This is a genomic window from Treponema bryantii (genome assembly GCF_900113965.1).
Lineage (GTDB): Bacteria > Spirochaetota > Spirochaetia > Treponematales > Treponemataceae > Treponema_D > Treponema_D bryantii_A.
Window position 1 is genome coordinate 217,962 of sequence record NZ_FORI01000002.1, and the last position, 23,459, is coordinate 241,420.

23 protein-coding genes are annotated in these 23,459 nt (G+C 38.0%); 9 read left to right on the forward strand and 14 right to left on the reverse strand.

The window, feature by feature from the left end; all coding sequences use genetic code 11:
* Nucleotides 1-20: 20 nt before the first annotated feature.
* A complete protein-coding gene (gene rfbD / locus BM161_RS03665; protein ID WP_074930589.1) occupies nt 21-971 on the reverse strand; it encodes a dTDP-4-dehydrorhamnose reductase in 951 nt (316 codons plus the stop codon).
* Nucleotides 972-1,058: 87 nt separating this feature from the next.
* Complete coding sequence (locus BM161_RS03670; RefSeq protein ID WP_074930590.1) at nt 1,059-1,781, reverse strand: DUF6675 family protein; 723 nt, start codon at nt 1,779-1,781, stop codon at nt 1,059-1,061.
* Between the two features lie 141 nt (nt 1,782-1,922).
* On the opposite strand from BM161_RS03670, the gene BM161_RS03675 reads away from it, so the two are divergent.
* The gene (locus tag BM161_RS03675) at nt 1,923-3,107 is read left to right on the forward strand and encodes a pyridoxal phosphate-dependent aminotransferase (RefSeq protein WP_074930591.1); all 1,185 of its coding nucleotides are present in this window, start codon (nt 1,923-1,925) and stop codon (nt 3,105-3,107) included.
* 43 nt (nt 3,108-3,150) lie between these two features.
* Nucleotides 3,151-4,641 (forward strand): glycogen synthase, encoded by a 1,491-nt coding sequence (locus BM161_RS03680; RefSeq protein ID WP_074930592.1) that lies wholly within the window; start codon nt 3,151-3,153, stop codon nt 4,639-4,641.
* A gap of 93 nt (nt 4,642-4,734) precedes the next feature.
* On the opposite strand, the gene BM161_RS03685 is transcribed toward BM161_RS03680, so the two are convergent.
* From BM161_RS03685 to BM161_RS03735, 11 genes are all read right to left on the reverse strand, one after another.
* Nucleotides 4,735-6,642 carry a WD40 repeat domain-containing protein gene (locus tag BM161_RS03685; protein WP_074930593.1) on the reverse strand — a complete coding sequence of 636 codons (1,908 nt, stop codon included), beginning with the start codon at nt 6,640-6,642 and terminating at the stop codon, nt 4,735-4,737.
* 26 nt (nt 6,643-6,668) lie between these two features.
* Nucleotides 6,669-7,772: a M50 family metallopeptidase gene (locus BM161_RS03690; protein WP_074930594.1), complete on the reverse strand. Its 1,104-nt coding sequence runs from the start codon at nt 7,770-7,772 to the stop codon at nt 6,669-6,671.
* Nucleotides 7,769-8,857, reverse strand: coding sequence for a 1-deoxy-D-xylulose-5-phosphate reductoisomerase (gene dxr, locus BM161_RS03695; protein WP_074930595.1), 1,089 nt, complete (start codon nt 8,855-8,857; stop codon nt 7,769-7,771). The genes BM161_RS03690 and dxr overlap by 4 nt, the downstream gene beginning before the upstream one ends.
* A gap of 87 nt (nt 8,858-8,944) precedes the next feature.
* On the reverse strand, nt 8,945-9,781 hold the full coding sequence (locus tag BM161_RS03700; protein WP_074930596.1) for a phosphatidate cytidylyltransferase: 837 nt from the start codon (nt 9,779-9,781) through the stop codon (nt 8,945-8,947).
* Between the two features lies 1 nt (nt 9,782).
* Nucleotides 9,783-10,508 carry a polyprenyl diphosphate synthase gene (gene uppS / locus BM161_RS03705; RefSeq protein ID WP_074930826.1) on the reverse strand — a complete coding sequence of 242 codons (726 nt, stop codon included), beginning with the start codon at nt 10,506-10,508 and terminating at the stop codon, nt 9,783-9,785.
* An 11-nt stretch (nt 10,509-10,519) separates the two neighbouring features.
* Nucleotides 10,520-11,062 carry a ribosome recycling factor gene (frr, locus tag BM161_RS03710; protein WP_074930597.1) on the reverse strand — a complete coding sequence of 181 codons (543 nt, stop codon included), beginning with the start codon at nt 11,060-11,062 and terminating at the stop codon, nt 10,520-10,522.
* A 109-nt stretch (nt 11,063-11,171) separates the two neighbouring features.
* Nucleotides 11,172-12,005: a translation elongation factor Ts gene (gene tsf, locus BM161_RS03715; protein ID WP_074930598.1), complete on the reverse strand. Its 834-nt coding sequence runs from the start codon at nt 12,003-12,005 to the stop codon at nt 11,172-11,174.
* Nucleotides 12,006-12,008: 3 nt separating this feature from the next.
* The gene (gene rpsB, locus BM161_RS03720) at nt 12,009-12,884 is read right to left on the reverse strand and encodes a 30S ribosomal protein S2 (protein ID WP_074930599.1); all 876 of its coding nucleotides are present in this window, start codon (nt 12,882-12,884) and stop codon (nt 12,009-12,011) included.
* Between the two features lie 124 nt (nt 12,885-13,008).
* Entirely contained in the window at nt 13,009-13,599 is a 591-nt protein-coding gene (locus tag BM161_RS03725) for a Maf family protein (RefSeq protein WP_074930600.1), read from the reverse strand.
* Between the two features lie 95 nt (nt 13,600-13,694).
* Entirely contained in the window at nt 13,695-14,405 is a 711-nt protein-coding gene (locus tag BM161_RS03730) for a HEAT repeat domain-containing protein (protein ID WP_074930601.1), read from the reverse strand.
* A 155-nt stretch (nt 14,406-14,560) separates the two neighbouring features.
* On the reverse strand, nt 14,561-15,190 hold the full coding sequence (locus BM161_RS03735) for a hypothetical protein (protein ID WP_074930602.1): 630 nt from the start codon (nt 15,188-15,190) through the stop codon (nt 14,561-14,563).
* Nucleotides 15,191-15,247: 57 nt separating this feature from the next.
* Between BM161_RS03735 and coaD the strand changes: the two genes are divergently transcribed.
* The 7 genes from coaD to BM161_RS03770 all read left to right on the forward strand — a co-directional run bounded on the left by coaD (nt 15,248) and on the right by BM161_RS03770 (nt 22,094).
* Nucleotides 15,248-15,727, forward strand: coding sequence for a pantetheine-phosphate adenylyltransferase (coaD, locus tag BM161_RS03740; protein ID WP_074930603.1), 480 nt, complete (start codon nt 15,248-15,250; stop codon nt 15,725-15,727).
* Between the two features lie 159 nt (nt 15,728-15,886).
* Nucleotides 15,887-16,075 carry a 50S ribosomal protein L32 gene (gene rpmF / locus BM161_RS03745; protein WP_074645330.1) on the forward strand — a complete coding sequence of 63 codons (189 nt, stop codon included), beginning with the start codon at nt 15,887-15,889 and terminating at the stop codon, nt 16,073-16,075.
* Between the two features lie 18 nt (nt 16,076-16,093).
* Nucleotides 16,094-16,333, forward strand: coding sequence for an acyl carrier protein (gene acpP / locus BM161_RS03750; RefSeq protein WP_027726958.1), 240 nt, complete (start codon nt 16,094-16,096; stop codon nt 16,331-16,333).
* 68 nt (nt 16,334-16,401) lie between these two features.
* On the forward strand, nt 16,402-17,094 hold the full coding sequence (gene rnc, locus BM161_RS03755) for a ribonuclease III (protein WP_074930604.1): 693 nt from the start codon (nt 16,402-16,404) through the stop codon (nt 17,092-17,094).
* 40 nt (nt 17,095-17,134) lie between these two features.
* The gene (locus tag BM161_RS03760; RefSeq protein WP_074930605.1) at nt 17,135-20,026 is read left to right on the forward strand and encodes an adenylate/guanylate cyclase domain-containing protein; all 2,892 of its coding nucleotides are present in this window, start codon (nt 17,135-17,137) and stop codon (nt 20,024-20,026) included.
* Between the two features lie 30 nt (nt 20,027-20,056).
* The gene (locus BM161_RS03765; RefSeq protein ID WP_083425662.1) at nt 20,057-21,751 is read left to right on the forward strand and encodes a M30 family metallopeptidase; all 1,695 of its coding nucleotides are present in this window, start codon (nt 20,057-20,059) and stop codon (nt 21,749-21,751) included.
* Nucleotides 21,752-21,764: 13 nt separating this feature from the next.
* On the forward strand, nt 21,765-22,094 hold the full coding sequence (locus BM161_RS03770) for a hypothetical protein (protein WP_074930607.1): 330 nt from the start codon (nt 21,765-21,767) through the stop codon (nt 22,092-22,094).
* Between the two features lie 147 nt (nt 22,095-22,241).
* On the opposite strand, the gene BM161_RS03775 is transcribed toward BM161_RS03770, so the two are convergent.
* Nucleotides 22,242-23,459, reverse strand: coding sequence for an aspartate-alanine antiporter-like transporter (locus BM161_RS03775; RefSeq protein WP_074930608.1), 1,218 nt, complete (start codon nt 23,457-23,459; stop codon nt 22,242-22,244).

Here is a 23,459-nt window from a genome sequence, read left to right on the forward strand (position 1 = left end):
AAAAAAATAGATGAGCTGTTTTACTCCGTCCTAAACCTTTCACTCTTCATAAACTTTTCAAGCCCATTCTGCCATTCTGGGATTTTGATTTTGAGGGCTTTTGAGATTTTATCTTTTGAAAGTACAGAGTAGGCTGGGCGCTGTACGTTTGCGCCGTATTCTGCTGTTGTACATGGATTAACTGTACATTCCTGAGTGATTCTGCCAAACTTGCGGCCAAGTCTGTAAATCTCAGATGCAAAATCATACCAGGTTGTTTTTCCGGCATTTGTGAAATGATAAACTCCATAGGCTGGAGCGCTGTTTTTGCCGAAGAAAGATTTTGCGTTGTCGTTTTTGTCAATGAAACGAAGGATTACTGAAGCGAGGTCCGGAGCAAAAGTTGGTGTTCCGCTCTGATCATTTACAACGCGAACACTGTCGTGGCTATTCATAGCTTTTGTCATTGTGTATACAAAATTCTTACCATTGAAGCCGTAAAGCCAGGCTGTGCGGATAATGTAGTAGGTATTCATTTCTTTCATGATGGCATCTTCGCCAGCTGCCTTTGTACGGCCGTAAACGCCAAGCGGTGCTTTTGCCATGTCTTCGGTGTATGGAGTATTTCCCTGTCCATCAAAAACATAATCAGTAGAAATGTGAATGAGTTTTGCACCGATAGAGCGGGCAACGCGGGCAATATTAAGAGGACCAGTTGCATTAAGTTTTTCTGCAAGCTCTGGTTCTTCTTCTGCTTTATCTACGTTTGTGTAGGCAGAACAGTTAATAATCCACTGGATTTTGCGGTCTCCACGAGGAAGGTCAGAAGGAAAGTAGGCTGCTGTATCAATCTTATTAGTAAAATCTAAGAGCGCCTGAGGATCTGTGATGTCAACTTCGCGGTCTGTTCCAACCCACGGTAGTTTTTTTTCATCCAGCTGCTTTGCAACCTCACTTCCAAGCATCCCTTTGCAACCGATTAACCAGATCATTTTCCCTTCCTCCCAAAAATTATGGTTTCGATACGGTCCTTCGACTTCGCTCAGGGACCTACTCAACCATCGGTATTTCAGTTATTGTTAAAACTTCTTAAAGATAAATGAACAGAATGTATTGATTCTGTTGATAAAAGATGTCTGAATACGCTCTGTGAAGAATGGAACGCGCGGTGCGTTAACGCCACCAATTCCATAAAGTATCCAGTTATCGCCGTCGCGAACAAGCAGAATACAAATCTTCATTTTTCTTGGCCATATACAGTCAAATTTATCAAGATAACGAAGTTTATTAGTATTTACAGATGTATAAAGAATAGAATCCTTTGAGCGTGTAAGTTCTATTTCTTCCTGAACTAAATCAAAAGGCTCCATCATAAAATCAGCTTTAAGGCTCAAGCCATCTTTACGTTCTACAGTTTCTGTAATTGTAGCTGAATCATAAAGATTGTACCACTCATCATTGCGTTCAGAATAATATGGAATACCCGCATATTCAGGAACATTGTTCAAAAGAGCTTCAAGACGCTGTGGAAGATCTTCATTTCCCTTATAAGGCTTAATCTGAATTACTTCAGCAAGATATTTTGGATTCAATTCATGAATTTCTGCCTGAAGAATGTCACCGAGTTCAGATTCACCCTTCTTAAAGCACATAAATTTTTCATAGTTAATATTTTTTATGAGGATTTCGCCACTTTCAATTGTTTTGCGTTCTTCAGCAGTAAGTTTGTTGTTAAATGGATCTGCCGACAAAAATGTAGTAAGAGAAATAAAAATCAATAAGGAAAATACAATCTTTTTCATAGTTTTTAATACTTCTATTATATTCTAAAACACTTAAGTATTCAATTAATTACACCTAAAAGTTGAAGTTTCACCCCACACCCAGACAATCCATAACCGATTATTTTGCATGTCTCAAATAATTGTGCTATAATAAATTTTATGATTTCTAAGAAAGTTAAAGATATAGTTGAAAGCCCGTCCAACGGTGTAATCCGCAAGATGTTTGAAGAGGGCGCCGTTCTTAAGCAGAAATATGGTGCAGATAAAGTTTATGATTTCAGTATCGGAAATCCCGACCTTGACCCCCCGCAGAAAGTAGTTGATGCAATTCGCGAAGTGGCAGCAGATACAACCCATCTCCGCCATGGTTATATGCCAAATGCCGGATATCCTGAAACCCGAGCCGCAATGGCTGCAAAAACTAGCCGTGAGCAGGGCCTTCCTGTTACTGCCGACTGTGTTGTTATGGAAGTAGGTGCCGGTGGTGCCCTCAATGTTGTTTTGAAGTCTTTGCTTAATCCTGGTGAAGAAATTGTAATTCCTTGTCCATATTTTGCAGAATATAATAATTACGTTCACAATCATGATGGTGAAGTTGTTCCTGTAAAAACAAAGGAAGATTTTTCTCTTGATATTGATGCAATAAAGGCAGCTCTTGGTCCAAAAACTGCCGCAGTTCTTATCAATTCTCCGAACAATCCTAGCGGTCGCATTTATGATGATTCAGATATTCTTGCTCTTACAAATATGCTAAAAGAGTTTGGTGCTAAAAGTGGCCGTTACCCATATCTGATTTGTGATGAGCCTTACCGCGATATTACTTACGGAAAGAAAGTTGCAACAGTTTTCGATAAATATGAATATGCAGTTATTGCAACTTCCTTCGCAAAGAATCTTAGCGTTCCGGGAGAGCGTGTTGGTTACTTATGTATTAATCCTGCTTGTCCTGAAAAAGCTGATTTTATTGCAGCCGCAATTTTCTGCACCCGTGTTCTGGGCTATGTTAACTGTCCGGCCTTTTTCCAGAAAGTTATTGCAAAAAGCTGGGATGCAGAATGTGATTTTTCTACTTATGAGAAGCGCATGAAAGAAATCTGTGAGGTTATGGATTATGCCGGCCTAAAGTATGCAAAACCCGAGGGGGCTTTCTATCTTTGGGTCAAGTGCCCGGATAAATGGAATGATGATGATATGGCTTTCACAAATCATCTGAAAAAATACAATATTCTCTGCGCTCCGGGAAGTGGATTTGCAGGCAAAGGCTGGTTCAGAATTGCATATTGCTGTTCCGAGCAGTCAATAATTAACAGTAAAGAAGCCTTCTATAAGGCTGTACACGAGTAGCTGTGGTTGAGCCTGTCGAAACCACAATAGAGGAGATTTATATATGAAAATTTTAATGGTAACTTCGGAAACTGTTCCTTTTGCTAAAACTGGTGGATTGGCTGATGCTGTTTCTGCGCTGGCAATTAATCTTAGAAAACAGGGCCACGATGTTCGTATCGTAATGCCTCGTTATTACAAGATTGACCGCAGCAAGCTTAAAGCAATTGAAGCTCCACTTGCTGTTGCCGCTGGTACCATTGAAACCTGGGTTAAAGTATACGAAGCTCCTCTTCCTGGAACAGATGTTCCGGTTTACTTTATTGATCATGAGCAGTGCTTTGGCCGCGATGGAATTTACGGAACAAAAGCCGAGCCAGACTTCCACGATAACCCATACCGTTCTGCCGTTTTGTGCCACGGTGCCTTCCAGATCTGTCGTATGCTTGGCTGGTATCCGGATATTATGCACGCTCATGATTGGTTCTGTTGTCTCGTTCCAGTTCTTTTGAAACACGTTTGCCGTAACGGCTATTTTGCTCATACCGCATCAGTTCTTACTATTCATAATCTTGGTTATCAGGGCTGGTATCCAAAAGATTCTTTCCCGGCTCTTGGTCTGGATTGGAATCTTTACTATGGTGGCGGTTTTGAACGCAACGGCTCAATTAACCTTCTTCAGGCTGGTATTTCCTGCGCAGATATGATTACCACAGTTTCTCCAACTTATGCCGGAGAAATGCAGAGCGTAGAAGGAGGCTTTGGCTTAGATGGACTGCTCCGTGTACGCTCTGATGTTGTTCGCGGCGTTCTCAACGGCTGTGATCTTGAAACCTGGAATCCTACTACTGATAAACTGCTTCCTGCTAACTTCAGCTATAAAGACCTCAGCGGTAAGGCAAAGTGTAAGGAAGCTCTGCAGAAGCGTATGGGCCTTCCTGTAAAGAAGGACGTTCCTGTAATCGGTATTGTTACCCGCCTTGCAGATCAGAAGGGAATTGCAGAAGTATTTGCTCCGTCATATGGAAGTATTTACGCAATGTGTGCAAATATGGATATTCAGTTTGCAATTCTTGGAAGTGGCGAAAAATGGTGTGAAGATGAAATTAATTCTCTTCAGTCAAAGCTTCCTAACCTTCGTGCCTATATTGGATATGATGAAAGCCTTAGCCACCTCATTGAAGCAGGCTCAGACTTCTTCTTAATGCCTTCCCGCTACGAGCCATGTGGACTCAATCAGATGTACTCAATGCTCTACGGAACCCTGCCAATTGTTCGCCGTACCGGTGGTCTTGCAGATACAGTAGAGCAGTATAATCAGGATAATGGAGATGGAACAGGCTTCTTATTTGATGCCCTCACTCCAGGTGCTGTTTATGACACCACAGGCTGGGCTGTATGGGCATACTACAATAAGAAAGACCACATCAAAAAGATGCAGGTTCGTGGAATGCAGAAGAACTTCAGCTGGGACACCAGCGCACAAAACTACGTAGGAATTTACTCAGACGCCCTCTGGCGAGGCTGCGGAATTAACACTGCAGACTGGAGATAAGGTGGTTTCGACAGGCTCAACCACCGTTGAGATCTGTCGGAAAATACGGTGGTTGAGCTTGTCGAAACCACCGCAGACTACACTAGACACTAGTTAGAACTCATACCACTGATCGTCCTTAGTTAAGTACCAATCAGCTAATAATTTACTATCCGTTGTTCCACACCACGAAATACTACCATTAGAGTTCAAAATAACCGCACGGCGACTATTCAAACACAATGTCTTTGGAATACTTGCCGAACGGTTATATGCAAATCTCTTTTTAGTTGAAAGATTATAGCAGTAAACTTTGTTACGACCAATATTTGTAAAAAGATTATTTCCGTTCAAATAAGTAAAGGCTTCCGCATCTTCTTCTGCAAACTTCAAAATATTTGTCATCTGCTTTGTATAAACATTGTAAGAGAATACGTAAGTATTACGTCCTGTATCATCAGAAAGTATGTACAGACCATAAATTGTCTTACCGTCTGTGCTAAGTGCGTAAGTAACGTTACCTCTAAAATTGATAGGTACAGTTTCCATAGTTTCCGGATTTACATAAAGCAATGGAGTCTGAGGATTTGTAGCGGCTGATTTTGCAATATAAACAAGTTTATTATTCATATAAACTGCATCCTGAATACCCGTTCCTGAATAAACTTCAGAGAAAGTTCCCTTCTGCATATCATAAAGGTTTACAACACTGTTACTTTCAATTTCAATAAGATAATCATTTCCTTCAACTGAACACAGACGAACTTTCTGTACGCTGTTTTTAGGAGTAAACAAAACTGTAGAAGTTTTCTTATCAAGATCTACAAGTTTTACAGGAGTTTTTTCAGACTGACTCCACAAAATTACTGAATTATCTTTGTAAGAAATAATATCAGTTTCGCCAGAAGTTGAAGAAAGCTTTGAGATTACTCCAGTATCATAAGAAGAGCGGTAAATTGCATTTGTCGTAAGGAAGTAGAAATCATCTTCTGCAGGAGCCATTCCGTAAATCTTAGAATAAGTATTTTCAGTCATTTCTACCATTGTGTTAGTTGTAATGGTAGCTTCAACTTCGCTTTTATATACAGAACCATTCTTTCCGCCAAAGTAAATATTTGTGGCGTCTTTTCGGGCTGCAGTAATAATTCCAGAACCACGAGGGCCTTTCAAACTTTTTACCTGGCGTGGATTAGAAACTTTATTGTCTTCCATGCTTTCAAGCATCTTTACTTCGTAGTTACCGCGTCCATCTGTCTCCAGATAATATAGGTTATAATCTGCTTCTGTAGAAATGATGATTGGATTATTTGCCGCAACAGAAGCAATTGTTTTTCCAGAAGCAGTAATATAAATAGAGCCGTCTCTAACTCCCGCAAAGAATCGGTTTTCGTTATACATTACCGGCTGAGAAAGCCCTTTTACAATCTGCATTTTCTGCTTTAACTTTCCGGTCATAAAATCATAAAAAGAAAGATTTCCGGAAGGCGAATAGAAAACACAAGTCTTTTCAGTTCCACTTGTGTGGATATAACTTACAATACCAGTATTTGCTTTAATCTTATCTACAATCTGCCATCCCTGAGTTTTAATAAATACTGCACCGTCTACAGATGCAGTTCCGGCAATAAGATAAGTTCCTTTAGAAGAGTAGGAAAGGGAAGTGATTGAATCTGAAAACTTTTTCAGATATTTTCTTGAAAGTGTTTTCCAGTCCCAAACGGTTATGCGGTTAATTGAACCACCGTCTGTTTCGTAAAGTGCAATTTCATTTCCGTCTGGAGAAACTGCAATCAGTTTAATGGCTATATCAGAGAACTGATAGTGTTCACCCTGACCATCAAAAGTCCACTTAATAACAAAGCCGTCGTCAGAGGCGGTATAATATGATCCATCAGTTCCTCGGGCAGAAACAGGAGCAACCTGTGTTACCTGAGCCTGATGTGATTGTGTCGAAATATGAGATTGAGCTGAAAGAGAAAAAATCAAAAAGAATGAAGCTGCGATTATTAGTAATTTTTTCATAGCGATTATAAACTCCTGCTAATCAGTTATTTTTTTATAAAATATAAAATATCACCTTTCAAACCAATGATAAATATAAAAGCAATAAATGCCAAGCCTATGAACTGCACATAATACTGAATGCGCGGATTCACACGGCGTCTGATTATGATTTCAATAAATGCGATTAAAATGAGTCCACCGTCAAGAATTGGAACTGGCAGAAGATTCATTATAAACAAAGAAATGCTGATTACAGACATAAGACTCATAAGGCTGATAAAACCAATTCGAAGTCCTTCAGAAAAGCCTTCTTTTACGGTACTGCCAAGCATTTCTGTTACACGGGCTGGTCCGCTTACCGCATTATTCATATCAACACCTTTAAAAAGAATGCCAATACTTTTGATTGTAAGACCAGCGCTTTTTATTGCATCAATAAATCCGTGTCCAATAGAAGCAAAAAATCCATAACGAGGAGATTCCTTTTCAAACAATTCAGAAGTATCTGCAGCAACTCCGATTTTTCCAGTTCCTGTTGATTTATCGAGTTCTGTATGAACGGTAAATGTAAGTTCTTTTCCGTCTCTGTCTACCACAACAATAATATCTTCATCAGGTCTTGTTGAAACTTCTTCAATTAAACCAGAAAAATCAGTAATTTCTTTTTCATTAATTTTGATGATTTTGTCACCGGAAATAATTCCTGCATCACGGGCAACAGAAGATGTAACCTGATTATTAATCAAAACTCTGTTTGAATACGTGTAATAGGTGTAGCCAATGCCATTTATGAAGGCACAAGCAATCACAGCAAAAATGAAATTAAAGAAAGGACCTGCAAATCCAATTAAAGCTCTCTTAAACGGATGAATGCCGTAAAGGGAATCTGCATCACCGCCAACTTCAGGGAGCTTTTCTTCAATTGCTTTCTGAAAATCCTTTTCTCCCTTCATGCCACAGTAACCGCCAAGAGGGATTAAAGAAAGCCGATAGTCAGTTCCGTGAACAGTTCTATGCAAAAGAACCGGACCAAATCCTATTGAAAAACTTTCAACTTTTACACCAAAAAGTTTTGCTGCAAGAAAGTGTCCGAACTCATGAAATACAATTAAAAAGAATAAACAGAGAATTCCGTAAAGCCATTTCATACGAGCTCCATTGCATAAGCACGAGCCTGTTTATCTGCTTCAAATACAGTTTCAAAAGAATTAAGCGGAGTGTTCCAGTTACGGTCAAGCACTGCACGGACAATTCTTGAGATTGCAGGATAGTTAATTTTTCCGTCAATAAAAGCATGAACTGCAACTTCGTTTGCTGCATTAAAGGCAATAGGGTAACACTTACCAAACTTAACGCATTCAAAGGCATACGAAAGCAGTGGGAAATCATTCATTCTAGGTCTAAAGAAGCTCATCGTCTTATCAAACAAATCAAACTGACTCATGTAACATTCTTTATTTTCCGGCCAGTTAAGAGCGCACAAAATCGGGTGCTTCATGTCTGGTTCTGAAATCTGGGCATAAAGTTCGCCGTCATTTGTTCTTACAAGTGAATGAATTAAACTCTGTGGATGTACAACAACTTCAATCTGCTCTGCAGTTACATCAAAAAGGAATGCCGCTTCAATTACTTCGAGCCCTTTGTTTGCAAGAGTAGAAGAATCAATAGTGATTTTCTTTCCCATATTCCAGGTAGGGTGTTTAAGAGCCTGTTCAAGAGTAACCTGTTCAAGCTGTTCTTTTGTATATGTACGGAAAGGCCCACCGCTTGCAGTAATCACAATCTTAGAGATATTCTTCATTCCAATTCTCTGAGTAAGATTGAAAATAGCAGAGTGTTCAGAATCTACAGGAAGAAGCTGTGCACCTTTGTCGCGGGCAAGTTCTTTAATAAGAGGGCCAGCCATTACAATTGTTTCTTTATTTGCGAGTGCAAGGTCAATGCCGTTTTCAAGAACAACTTTTGAAGGAACGAGACCAGCAGCTCCGGCAATACCGTTTACAACAATGTCTGGTTTTGATTGGTCAATGAGTTTTTGAAAAGCTTCTGCCGAATTGTCTTCGCTTGAAAGAAGAGAAGGGCATTTATAATTTGCTGAAAGTGCAGAAAGTTTTTCATTATTTGAATGAGCCTGAAGTCCACAAACGGAAAAATCTTCAGGCATATTATTTACGATGTCGAGTGTACTGGTTCCAATTGAACCTGTACAACCAAGAACTAAAACTCGTTTCATAAGATTTAAATGGTCATTGAGCCTGTCGAAATGACCTTACAATATAATTAAAGGTGGTTTCGACAAGCTCAACCACCGTTTCAACTATTAAAATAAGAAATTATATCCAATATAGAAAATCGGAGCGGCAATTACTACAGAGTCAATTGAGTCAAGAATACCACCACGACCAGGAATAAGGTTTCCGCTGTCTTTTACTTCGCATGAACGCTTGAAAACAGATTCAATCAAATCACCAATAATTGCAGAGATAGAAGTAATCAGTCCAAGAATTAAAAGGCGAACATTGCTTAAAGTAAATACATCTGGGAATAAATATTTGAATAAGAAACCACAGCCAATAGAACCTGCAATTCCTCCAATAAATCCTACAAGACTCTTATTAGGACTTGCTGCAACAAATCCGCGTGTAGATTTTCCAAAAAGGATTCCAAAGAACCATGCAAAAGAATCACACATAAATACAAAAATAAGGAAAAGACTGATTACAAATTTTGAATCAGGCAAAAGTGTCATTCTTGAAATAAAGGTGATAAGGAAACCAGTATAGAAAAGTGTAAGCCCACTGTAAGCAATTTTCTGAACTGAGTTTTCAAAAGTCTTTGCAGTAAAACATTCAAAGCCCATAAAAAGAACTATGATTGCAATGTAAAGCCAAGGTGTAATATCAAGTGAAAGACCTGAAAGGATAAAGATATAACACGAGAAAGGTAGCAGGGCAGTGCCAATCAAAACTATTTCGCGTGTAAATAATACATAGCCTTTTTTAGAAAGCATGGTGTAAAATTCATTTGCACCAAGAACCGCAAATATTCCAAGAACAATCTGAAGCGGCAGATGATTCAGGTAATCGCAGAATACAATAGCGAGTACAAGTGGAGTACCTATAAAAAATGTAAGAAGTCGCTTTATAACCTTGTTCATATTATTTTCCTTTTTTTTCTGCCGGTTTCTCTGCTCCGAAACGTCTGTTTCTGTGCTGAAAGGCTTCTATGTGAGAATAGAATTCTTCGTTTGTATAATCCGGCCAGAGTGTGTCTGTATATATCTGTTCTGCATATGCAACGTGCCACAGAAGATAATTGCTAAGTCGTTGTTCACCACCAGTACGAATAAGAAGGTCTACGTCCGGGCATTCCGGCATATCAAGATAATTAGAGAATGTCTTTTCGTCTAACTGATCTGTAGTGATTTTATTATTAATGATTTTTTTAATGCCGCGGATAATTTCATCACGGCCACCATAGTTGATGGCAAGATTAACAGTCATACCTTTGAAGTCAGCTGTATCGTCCATTGCCTGTTTGATATCTTTTTGAATATTAGCTGGAAGTGCTTCAAAATTACCTATGTGGCGAACTCTGATTCCGTTTTCTTTATAAAAAGCAAGTTCACCACATAGATGAGTGTGGATAAGATTCATCAGAAAGCCAACTTCCTGTTCTGCTCGTTTCCAGTTTTCTGTAGAGAAGACATAGAGAGTCAGATACTTAATTCCGATGTCGCTTGCAGCTTTTACAATTCTTTTAGCGGTGCGAAGCCCTTCATCGTGACCTGAAGTGCGTGGAAGTTTTTTTGCCTGAGCCCATCTTCCGTTGCCATCCATTGTTATGGCTACATGCAGCGGAAGATTTTCTTTATCCAAAGCCATAATTGCCTGCATTAGTTCTGCATTATGTCCTTTTCTTTTGCATCGTAAATCTTGTTGATTTCGTCGATGTATTTATCTGTAAGCTTCTGAAGCTTGTCTGTTTCTGTTTTAAGTCCGTCCTCTGTGAGTGTACCATCTTTCTGCTGTTTCTTGAGGTCGTCATTTCCGTCACGGCGGATGTTGCGGATTGCAGTACGGCTGTTTTCTGCAACAGTCTTAGCCTGCTTTACAAGTTCCTTACGGCGGTCTGCAGTGAGGGCAGGTATTGCAATGCGAATTACCTTACCATCATTTGATGGGTTCAATCCAAGGTCAGCTACCTGAATAGCCTTTTCAATTTCAGAAATAAGAGATTTGTCAAAAGGAGTGATGATGACAGAACGAGCTTCAGGAATTGCGATTGTTGCAACCTGATTCAAAGGTGATTTTGTTCCGTAATAATCAACACGAACCTTATCAAAAATTGCGGCATTAGCGCGTCCAGTTCTGATTGTATTGAATGAATCTTTTAATGAATCGATAGTTTTAGTCATTCTTTCTTCGATGTCTGCCATTTTCTTACTCCTAATTTATTTAGATAACACGGTGGTTGAGCTTGTCGAAACCACCTGTAAAATTATAAGCGGTAGTTTCGACAAGCTCAACCACCGCTTATAATTAATATTACTTGCCTAAAACGAACAACTTAGCTGTAGCAAAGCTGAGTGTAGCACCAGCTTCCTTTCCAACTTCTGCAAGTTTTGCTGTTACAGTTTTCTTGTCGTCCTTTACGAACATCTGGTCTTCGAAACAGATTTCTGCAAGGTGCTTGTTAATCTTACCCTGGAGAATTCCTTCCTTAACGTTCTCAGGCTTACCAGCCATCTTTTCGTCCTGATCCATCTGTGCCTTGAAGATTTCCTTCTGTTCAGCAACATAAGTCTCTGGAACATCTTTCTTTGATGTGTAAGAAGGTGTGAAAGCTGCAATGTGGAGACAGCAGTCATAAGCAAAAGTCTTAACTACATCTGCAGTAGAACCCTTAACTACAACTACAGCACCAGTTTTCTTGTCTGAGTGTACGTAGAATGAAGCAGATGCATCAGCAGGTACATCAATTACCTCAACCTTTGCAACCTTCATGTTTTCACGGATAGATACCTTGAGTGGTTCAAGAATAGCTTCGTGATCAGCTTCAACCTTTGTGTAACCCTTTTCGAAAGTTACGTCGAGGAGCTTTTCACCTACAGCGATAAAATCAGCGTTGTTTGCAACGAAGTCTGTTTCACAAGTAAGTTCAACAACTGCAATTTTATTGCCGTTCTGGCGGATGAAGAGGCGACCTTCAGTTGTAGCACGCTCAGAGCGTTTAGCCATAGCTGCAAGTCCCTTTTCCTTAAGATATTTTTCTGCTTCTGCCATGTCGCCATTACATTCTGTAAGGGCTTTTTTACATTCCATCATTCCGGCACCAGTTGCTTCGCGAAGTGCCTTTACGTCAGCTGCTGTGATTGCCATATATTAGTCCTTATAAATTTTGTCTTCGTCAACGTCGTCAGCAAGGCTTTCTTTTTCGTCTGCTTCAACATCTTCTTCTTTTGGTTCAGTTGGCTGATAGTTAGAGTAATCAACGATTTCCTGATCTTCTGTACGTGTAGAAGCATCAGTCTGAACATCATCTTCGTCGTTAAGGTTCTCAAGAATCTTAAGACCAGCTTCATTGTCAGATTCAATTACAGCGTTAGCAATAATAGAAGTGAACAAAGAAATAGCGCGGATAGCGTCATCGTTACCTGGAATAGGGTAGTCGATACCTTCTGGGTTACAGTTTGTATCAACAACAGCGATGATTGGGATACCCATTCTGCGTGCTTCTGCAACAGCGAGCTGTTCCTTGTGTGTATCGATTACGAAGAGAGCTCCTGGGAGTTCCTTCATCTCTTTAATACCACCGAGGTTCTTTTCGAGCTTTGCCTTTTCCTTCTGGAGGGCAGCTACTTCTTTCTTTGTAAGATTATCGAATGTGCCGTCAATTTCCATCTTTTCGATTTTCTTGAGGCGCTGAAGTGATTTTTTGATTGTAGAGAAGTTTGTAAGCATACCACCAAGCCAGCGGTTGTTTACATAGAACATACCACAGCGTTCAGCTTCTTTCTGTACAGCCTGCTGTGCCTGTTTTTTAGTTCCTACGAAGAGGATTGATTTGCCAGATGCAGTTACTCTGCGAACTTCATCGTAGCCGTCTTTAATTGCAGCGATTGTCTTCTGCAAGTCAATGATGTGGATTCCATTGCGTTCTGCGAAGATGTACTTCTTCATACGTGGATCCCAGCGTTTTACCTGATGACCGAAGTGAACTCCAGATTCAAGCAGGTTCTTCATGGTTACTACTGCCATGATTAACTCCTTCACGGGTGAATTACAAATGCCTTACGGCACATTCACCACCAAACTCTATTTCTCGTACCTCTAATGAGGCCGGAAGATTTCCAACCCTACGGGCTGGTTTATAATTTGAAGTCTAATCCAATAAAGAATAGCCTTCTTGTTTTAATATATCGTAAAGTTCAAAAATAGGCAACCCAACCGCTCCAGAATATGAGCCTTCTATCTTTGAGATAAAGCAGGATGCCAGACTTTGAATTCTATATCCACCGGCAGCTCCATGCCATTCACCGGTTTCTACATACCATTCAATTTCCTGATTAGACATTGGTGCAAAAGTTACATTTGTCTTGCAAAGGCGTGAAATAGTTTTCTTTTCGCGACCATTATAAAGAACAATTGCAGTTAAAACTGTATGAGTTTTTCCCTGAAGCGCAGAAAGATATTCTATTGCCTGGTCATGATTTTCCGGTTTACCAATAATTTTGTCTTCAAAAAGAATTACAGTATCTGCTCCAAGTACCCACTGAATTTCCTGACCAGCAGGAAGCGAACGGATAACAGCTGTAACTTTTTCCTGTGCCAGAAGTTCAGGAATCTGTTCCTTTTCGATTGCAGAAGTTAAAGTTTCATCAATGTTTGGAATGATTACTCTAAATGGAATCTTAAGCATTTTTAAGATTTCCTGTCTGCGAGGGGAAGAGGATGCAAGTATTATTGGTTCCATATTTACTCCAACGTTATCGTAATATAATTTTGATGTTAAAAAAGGGCTGCCTTTGCGGAAGCCCTTTTTTTAAATAGTTAATATCTGATTATAGATTATTTTGCGTCTGAATCAGATTTCTTTTCGTTTGTGCTTGAAAGTGATTTCAAGAGTTTGTAAGCCTTCTGTCTTACTGGTGTTACATAGTGATAATCAGTAGTGATATATGTGATTTCGCTAATCATACCTTTTCTGTCTTCTGTTGAATCAGCAAGCATTTCAAATGCATTGAGAACTTCAAGTGCAAGTGAGCTTGTTGGGTTCAAGATACGGTTTCTTTTGTTAGCGAAACGAATAGCTTCTACAGTTTCATCATTATTGTTGATTCCAATTTCACCTAATGATCTTACAGCAGCGGCAATAACCATTGGTTCGTTATCTGCTACGGCAATTGAAACCAAAGTATTTTTTGTGTGTTCGGTAGGAATCTTTGCCATAAGCTTACATGCTTCACGGCGAATCTCTGGGAAGTTGTTTGCAAGACGTCCGTTTGTACGAGACTGTGTTGTAATTCCTTCTCCTGCAAGACGATCAAGAGCCTGAACTACTGCATCAGAAGTGTTACCTTCTTCAAGAGCGCTCTGAAGATACTGAAGTGCAACAAGTTTGTTATCATAATCATCTGACTCGGCAAGTGTCATAATGATATCGCCATCAACATCATTAAGATATTCGCTTTCAACAGATGTTTCTTTTTCCTGAGCAAATACTAAGCTTGAAGCCATTAACATTGCAGCCGCAATAAAAACTTTTCTTGAAAGTTTCATCAAAAATTCCTCCGTAAAGGTCAAAGACCTATTTCAAATATTATAGAATATACTTTATAAAAAATCAACGGAAATTAATTTACCCCGTCATGCTGAACTTGTTTCAGCATCTCTTTATAAAAGATCCCGAATCAAGTTCGGGATGACGGTCTTCATTAAACTCTATCCAGCTGTACGTACCACTTACCGTTTACCTTAATGAACTGATAGTATCTTGTAATACTGTCGTCTTCATTAACCTGAACAGCCTTTGTGTTAGTTTTAGAGATATATCTGATTTCAGTAATTTCTCTGTTTTTGCGTGAAGGAATGAAAACGTACTTAAAATAGTCACCAATTCCGTTCAATACAATTGCTTTATTAGGAAGCTTTTTATTTACCTTTCTGATGTTAGCAGGATTTGAATAGAAGGTTTTTGAATCTTTATCAACATATTTGAGCCAGGCTTCAACATCTTCTTTTTCCATTACCTTCTGTAATTCTTTAATGATTCTAAGAATTTCAGCCTTATCTTCAGCAAATTCGTCTTTAGTTACGAGTTCTTCTGCAGAAAGAGCCTGTGTAGAACGAAGATATTCATCATCATCTTCTTCTGGCATAGAAACTTCTTCATTTATCAATTCAACATCGTCATCAACTTCAACAACTTCGTCAACTTCAACTACAGGCTCTGCGTCATTAACTACTGGAGCTTCTGGTTTAGGTTCTTCAGCTTTAGGCTGTGAGCCACATGAAATTAAAGAAACAACAAATACAAGTGACAATAAAACATAAATCTTTTTCATGGGGATAATTTTACATCTATTGCCCGTTTTCGTCAAATGAGATAGATTACTTATATTATGGTTAAAGCTGTATTCGCAGGATCTTTTGATCCTCCTACAAATGGACATCTTGATATTATAAAAAGAGCATCCGGACTTTTTGAAAACGTTGATGTTGTTGTTTCTGTAAATCCAGAAAAAAAGACTATGTTTACAGAAGAAGAAAGAGTTCAATTTCTTCAGGATTTGATAAAACCTTTCAAAAATGTTTCTGTTCATTCATATAAAGGTATTATCGTAAATTATGCAAAAGAGGTTGGTGCTAAAGTTCTGGTTAGGGGAGTACGTTCTGCAAATGACTTTGGTTACGAGTTTGAACTTGCGCTGATGAATCAGAACTTGAATCCTGATATTGAAACCGTATTCCTGCAGTCAAAGGAAAAATACGCAATCGTAAAATCAAGCTCGATTAAACAGCTGGCACAGTTTGGAGGCGATATTTCAAGAATGGTGCCAGAAATTGTTGAAAAAGCATTGCGAGAAAAATATACAAATTAGATTGAACAAAGGCCGGCAGCCTTACACATTTTAAATGACAAAAATTGATTTTTTGTTTGACAAAGGCCGTTAATTTGATATAATAGATTGACATTCAGATTGGAATTGTTGTATATTAAACTTCAGTTATATCTGATAAATTATAGTGAGGTTACATATATGGCAGTACCAAGAAGTAAAACATCAAAGGCCGTAACAAAAAGACGTCAGACAATCAACATGAAACTTAAGGCACCACAGCTTGTTGAATGCAGCAACTGCGGAAACCTTGTACAGTCTCATCACGTTTGTCCAAAATGTGGTTTCTACCGCGGACGCCAGGTTATCACACCTGAAGTTAATGGCTAATTCTTAGGAGTAAAAAGAATGGACGAATTGTTTGAAAAAATCCAGAAGCTTATTGCTGACAAATTGGAAATCGACGAAGGAAAAATTACTTTGGATTCTTCTTTCAGAAATGATCTTGGAGCTGATAGCCTTGATACTTATGAATTGGTATACGCTATCGAAGAAGAATTGGGAGTTAGTATCCCAGATGAAAAAGCAAACGAATTCGAAACTGTTCGCGACGCTTATGATTTCATCAAGTCTGAACAGGGCAAATAAGTCTTATAACTAAGATATTGGAAAAAGCACAAGTACAAGACTTGTGCTTTTTTTTATTGGTGGAAAAAATGGAACTTACAAAACAGCGAAAACATCAACTGTCTGAATTTTGTGACAGGGTAGGAATAAAGTTTAAGCATCTTGAACATTTAGACCAGGCCTTTCATCATCGTTCACTCACAAACGAACAGCATGGAGTGAAAAATAATGAGCGGCTTGAATTTCTCGGAGACTCAGTTCTTGGAATGGTAACTGCGTCTTATCTGTATAGAAATTTAGACAATCCGGAAGGTGATTTAGCAAAAATTAAATCAGCAGTAGTTTCGGAAAAGGCCCTTGCACCAGTAGCCCTTCGCTTTGGAATAGACAAACTACTGCTCCTGGGGCACGGAGAAGAAATGAGTGGTGGCCGTACAAAGCCTGCAATCCTTGCAGACTGTATGGAAGCAATTATTGGTGCCTATTATCTGGAAGCAGGTTACAAGGCTGCAGAGCAATATGTTCTTTCTTTTATTGAACCAGCCGTACAAGAAATCTTTTCTCAGGGAATTAAAGATTTTAAAACTCAGCTGCAGGAAAAATATCAAAAGAAAACAAAAAGCTGCCCTCGTTACGAACTTCTTTCAAAAACAGGCCCGGATCATGACCAAACCTTCAATGTCTGTGTTCATCTTGGAGACAAAACTTACGGCCCTGTTTCTGCTAAATCAAAAAAAGAAGCCGAACAGCTGGCAGCAAAACTAGCGCTGGAAGATTTTTAATTCTTTTTACTTATTAATATTCTTCTGATATAATATATATATGAAGAATAAAAATTTATTTATCAGCTTTAGTATTAAATTTATTGTCTTTTTAGTTTTCGGAGTTTTATTCTATATCGGAGTTTTTACAAAACTCGATTTTCGTCTTTACGACTCACTGCTTGGCCGCCGCAAAAAGCCTGAAATTGACAAAAATATCATGCTTGTAAAAGTCGATGACCCTTCAATTAAAGAGCTTGGTGAATGGCCATGGAGCCGCGACGTTTATGCAGATGCACTTTTAAGAATGAAAGAACTCGGTGCCGAAATAGCAATATTCGATATTGAGTATATTTCGCCAACAAAAAATGGTATTGCACCGTCTGCAGAACAGAAAATCTACAAACAGGTTGCGGTAACAGAAGAGCAGGTGAACATTCTTATTGATCAGCTTTCATCAGCAATTAAAGCCGGCTACATTAAGGCTTCAGAAGTTCCAGCAATTGTTGATGAAATGATTTCCGAAAATATCGAGCCAACTTTTGAAAATCTTCAGAACTACATTGCAGATAATATGTCGCGTGACAACGACGAATATTTTGCACAGAGCCTTCAGTTCTTTGGAAAAGCCTATCTTACAATCAATCATGATGATTTAGGTTATGATGTTTCTGCAGAAGAAAAGAATTATATTCAGGAAAGAATCCTCAAAGATAATGTAAAAGATGCTTCAAATCTTATTCAGATAGGTAATGATTACACTTCATATGAAACAGGTGAAACACGTGGTTTTAACCCTGCAATGTACAAACTTATGACCCGCGCATATGGAGCAAACTTTACAAACTCTGTTGTAGATGGAGACGGTGTTCGTCGAAGAATGCAGCTGCTTTTTAAGTATAATAATGATTATATTAATCAGCTTGCGTTTGGACCATTCCTTGAAATTGTTGATTCAAAGGAACTTATCCGTGAAAAAAATTATCTTATTGTAAAAAATGCAAAAAATCCTTATACAGGACAGCGACATGATTTAAAGATTCCTTTAGATACCTATGGACGTCTTCTTATAAATTATCATCATGGTGAAAGCTATTTTTCATTTAAAAACGAATCAATTATTTATCTGATTAAGCTGGATACTCTTGAAGATCAGATAATGCTTTGTCTGAATAATATTGCTGGCCAGCCGGTTTACAATGATGATGGTTCAGAAATGGAATATACTTATCTTGCATATGAATTAATTGATGAGTATGACCAGATTTGCAGAATGAAAGAGCAGCTTATGTCTCAGTGTACAGGTTATGCGCTGGACGGTTCTGTAATAGACGGAATTACTGATGAAGAATATCGTGATTATTTTAATTTCAGAAATCAGTTTTATACAGATGTTGCAGCCTATGCTTCTGCAGGTTATTTAGATGATATATATACCCGTCTTGATCAGCTTGCTGGAATAATTGATGATGAAATTATTGAGCAGTACAAAACTTATCTTGCAGAAGATTTTGACAATCTAAAATATAATTCAGATACCTTTAATGAGTTTATGACAGAAATGCGTCAGGCTTATAATGGCGCTTACTGTATCATCGGAAATACTGCAACTTCTACAACAGATATTGGAGCTACGCCTTACGAAACAAAATTCATGAACGTTGCAATCCACGCAAACGTTCTTAATACATTGCTTCAAGAGGACTTTATTGTAACTGTAAAATGGCAGTGGGGCTTCCTTCTTGCATTTATTCTTTCTTTACTCATGCTTCTTTTGATAAAGGCTTCAAATGCAAAACAGAATATAATTACCTTTATTGCATATCTTATTTACTGTCTGTTCTGGGGTGCATTATTTGTTTTCAGTAAATATTACATTCAGTTTATTGGAACAATTTTGTGTCTGGTCGTAGACCTGGCAGCGGGAATCGGTTATCGCTTCTTCCTGAGTAATAAGGAAAAGCAGTTCATTACACAGATTGCTTCTTCTTTTGCAAACAAGGATACCGTAAACGAGCTTCGTAAAAACCCTGATGCCTTCAAAACAGAAGGTCAGAAAAAATGTATTACAGCACTTTTCTCTGATATTCAGAAATTCTCAACTCTCAGTGAAAGCATTGGTAAGCTTTATGGTGACGAAGGACCAAACAAACTTATTGAAATCCTTAATGAATATCTTGGTCAAATGTCTAACGAAATCCTTCGAAATAATGGAAATATCGATAAGTACGAAGGTGATGCCATTATCTCTATGTTTGGTGCGCCGGACCCGATGAACTCTCATACACCGGAAGAGTGGGCATATCTTTGTCTGGACTCTGCAATCAGAATGAAAAAAGTTGAGGTTGAATTTAATAATACTCATGCAGATTTGTTTGAACCAAAGGAAATCACACATGAAGATGGAAGTAAGGAAGTGATTCAGCTTAAGCCTCTTCAGACTCGAATTGGTGTAAATTCCGGAGAAGCCTTTGTAGGTTTGATGGGAAGTAAAACAGATACCTTCAGTAAGTTAAACTATACTATGATTGGAGATACCGTAAACCTTGCAAGCCGTCTTGAGGGGGTAAACAAAGCTTATGGTTCATGGATTATGTGTTCAGATGATACCTGGAATATGGCAGATTCAGGCGCACACAAAGGTGCAATCACTGCAAAACGTCTTGATCAGGTTCGCGTAGTTGGTCGCTCGACTCCAGTACAATTATATAGTATAGTAGGATTCACAAATGAACTCAGCAGAGAGCAGAAGGAAGAAATAGATATCTTCCATGCAGCTCTTGATAAATACCTGAATCGTGATTTTGCAAATGCCGGAAAGCTTTTTATGCAGGCAAACTCAATGTGCAGCGGAGACCCGATTGCACTTGTCTTTGCCGACCGCTGCAAAAACTTCCTGGAAAACGGTGTCTCAGAAGACTGGGACGGCGTAATTAATATGACTTCAAAATAAAAAAAGTAAAAATAAAGAGGAGAAATTTTTATGAAGAAATTATTATTTCTAGCATCGGCCTTGTCAGTTTTATTACTGGCATCTTGTAGTAATACTTATCAGGAAGAGGCAACACCAATTCCACCTAAAATGTCTGTGCCAACAGAGGGAAAAGAAGCTTTTATTGTAATTCAAAATCAAACACCATATGGAATTGCAATAAATGAAAATAAATTTAACACTTCAGTTGTTCAGAATTATATCAAAGCAAAAGAAGAAGCTGGGGAAAAAGTTATTATTCCTAAAAGAATAGATGATGTAAAAATAAGTATGGATTATATTAGAGCGTATCATGCCAATAAAAAATTTGGTATCAATAAAAGTATTAATGGCGATTCATCATCTCCAATAAATGATGATAGATGGTATAAAAATATAAATGATACAGATATAAATCATTATGAACGTACTTTCTATACAGAGAATGGTAACACTACAACAGAATTTGATGAACCAGCAGTATTAAAAGCTATCGGAGAGCATTGTTATGTTTGGTATAAAGAAAAAAACTCAATAGATTTAGGTTCGTATGACTTTAATACCTTAGCAGAAAAATTCGATTCAATTTATGAAAGGGAAACATTTATTTTTGGATCAAATATTCCAAATCCTGATTCTTCGGTAAAAGAGGATTTAGACGAAGCTTTTATTTATTGTCCAGATGATGAAAAAACAAAAATTCATATATTAGTTTATGATTTAGAGGATGATTATGAAACAAATTCTGGTGCAGTATTGATGGGATATTTCTGGTCTTTAGATTTCTGTAAGAACTCTTTTATAAATCCAACAGAAAACAATGAACTAACTCCTTTTTCAGAAATAGTTTCAGCATTTAAGGGGAAATCTTCTAATGAATGCCAATGTATTCACATAGATAGTGGTGTGTTAAAAGATAATCAAAATGAAATTTATTCAACACTGGGACATGAATTTCAGCATCTTTTACATTTTGTAAATAAAACAATTAATACAGCTTCAGTTAGAGGATTACAATGGTCAGATACCTGGTACAATGAAATGATGTCTATGGTATGTGAAGATTTAATGCTTTCTCATTTACATTTGACAGCAAAAGATGGTCCTCAAAATAGACTTGGCTTATTTAATCAAACCTATTATGCAGGATTTACAAATTGGTTTGATGGGGATGATTGTTTAATATCATATGCAAATGCTTATGCATTTGGTGCATTCATTTTAAGAAACTGGGGAATAGAGTGTATAAGAAATATTGCATTAAATAAATATATAAATCAAAAATCAATCCTGGATGCAGTACACGATTGTGATTCTTCTATTACAAGTTTTTATCAGATTCAAAAGTTGTTCTACAATGTAATGTTAAATCCAACTGCCACTGAATATACACTTAATAAATCTGTTTCAAAAAAATATGATTCAAAAAATGATTTTACTTGTGAAGCTATAAATTTAAATAATTATATTACATTCCAATATAATGAAATGGATACATCTATGGCAGCTGCTTTATATGGTGGTGAAGCATATAAGCCTTATAAAGGTCCTATGATTATAAATTTGAATGCAAAAGATGGAATTGATAGAGGCTTTGCGTTAGGTCCAACAGGAACATTAATTGTATATACAGAAGCTTCAAATGGATATGCTGAAGTTCCTGGAGACTGGAATGATTCACTTACATATTATATTGAACTTAAATAAGGAGTAATAAGTCATGAAAAAGTACTTAATATTCTTTTTAATTTTATGCAGCATGTCACTTTGCTTTGCTTATTCAAAGCCAAAGAAAGCTGCAGGTAATACAGATGCTGTAACTGGTTATATAAAAGTTTATGGAAACGAGCCATTTACTTTTATTGGACTTGTTACAGAAGATGAAAAAGAATATTCACTCAAGGCTTCAGATGAAGTTTTGGCTGAATTAAGAAAAGTTCAGGGCAAGAAGATTGAAATCAAAGGAACTATTGAAAAGTCTGAACAGCTTTCAATGAATGAACTAAAAGATGGAAATCTGATTGTTCTTGAGTGGAAGGTTGTGAAATAAAAAAACGTCATTGCGAGCAAAGCGAAGCAATCCATAAAATAGATTGCTTCGTCACATTCGTTCCTCGCAATGACGGATATGTCATTCCCGGGCTTGACCCGGGAATCTTTTTTTATAGATTTTCGGGTCAAGCCCGAAGATGACAAATTATCGGAAAAGGATAATCAGGAACTGTGAAACAAGTACAACTGCTACCAAAGCGATTGGGTAAGTAGAAGCATAAGCTCCGGCTACCTTTTCTGTTCCTGCTGTTGAAATCAAAGTTCCAAGAGCTGGAGTAGAAGTCATACCACCACAGATTGAACCAAGGTTGTTCAAAAGGTTCAACTTAAGAACGAACTTAGCAAAGAAGAATCCAATGATCATTGGAAGAAGTGTCATAATAATTCCGTAGATGAAGTATACCCATTCAAAGTACTTAACGAATGAAGCACCACCAGCAACACCGGCACCAATCAGGAAGAGCATAAGACCAAGCTCGCGGAATACCTTAAGAGTTGCTTCCTGAGGCATAATGCTTACTTTTCCAATCTTCTGGAAGTGACCGAAGATCAAAGAAAGAATGAGACATCCACCAGTAGTTGTAAGAGAGAAGTTTCCGAACTTGAAAGAACCAAAGAATACACCAAGTACTGCTACGAGAGAGAATGCACAGAATCCGAAAACATCAAGTTCAAGTTCTGAACCTGTGAGTTTTGAAGGAGCTTCTGGAGCAGACTCAGAAAGCTTAGCGCGTTCTGCATCCATATCAGCTTTTACAAACTTTGGAACAAGCTGTACAAAAAGAACTACACCAACTACACCAAACAGGTATGCAATTCCGTGACCTACAGCAACGATAGCTTCAAGGTCATCGTTTGTTACTGTTGCTTTAGCAGCAGAGAAGGCTGGAGTAGAAGTAAGAGAACCAGAAAGAAGACCAACAAGCATTGCAGAAACTTCTTCGAGGTCGCGTCCAAATACCTTGTTATCAAATACAATACATCCGGCACAAGAAAGACCACCAATCAAAATGATGATAACACCAAGCAGAATGTAAGACTTGAAGTTCTTTTTCAAATCACCAAAGAAACTTGGACCAGCAATAAAACCAACTGAAGTTACAAACAGAATCAAACCAAGATTTTCTACAATCTTAAGTGCGTTTGAAACATAAGTAGCACCACCAACCTTAAGCTGAGCAGCTAATGGGTTATAAAGGAAAGCACCAAAAAGAAGAGCTACGATAAATACACCCGCAGTTCCCAAAGAAACACCTTTTATAGTGATTCTACCAAGCAGGTATCCTAATCCAGCGATTACGAATACACAGAATACCAAAAAACTGATTGTTTTAATTGATAAGATTCCACCAAAAAGAACCAT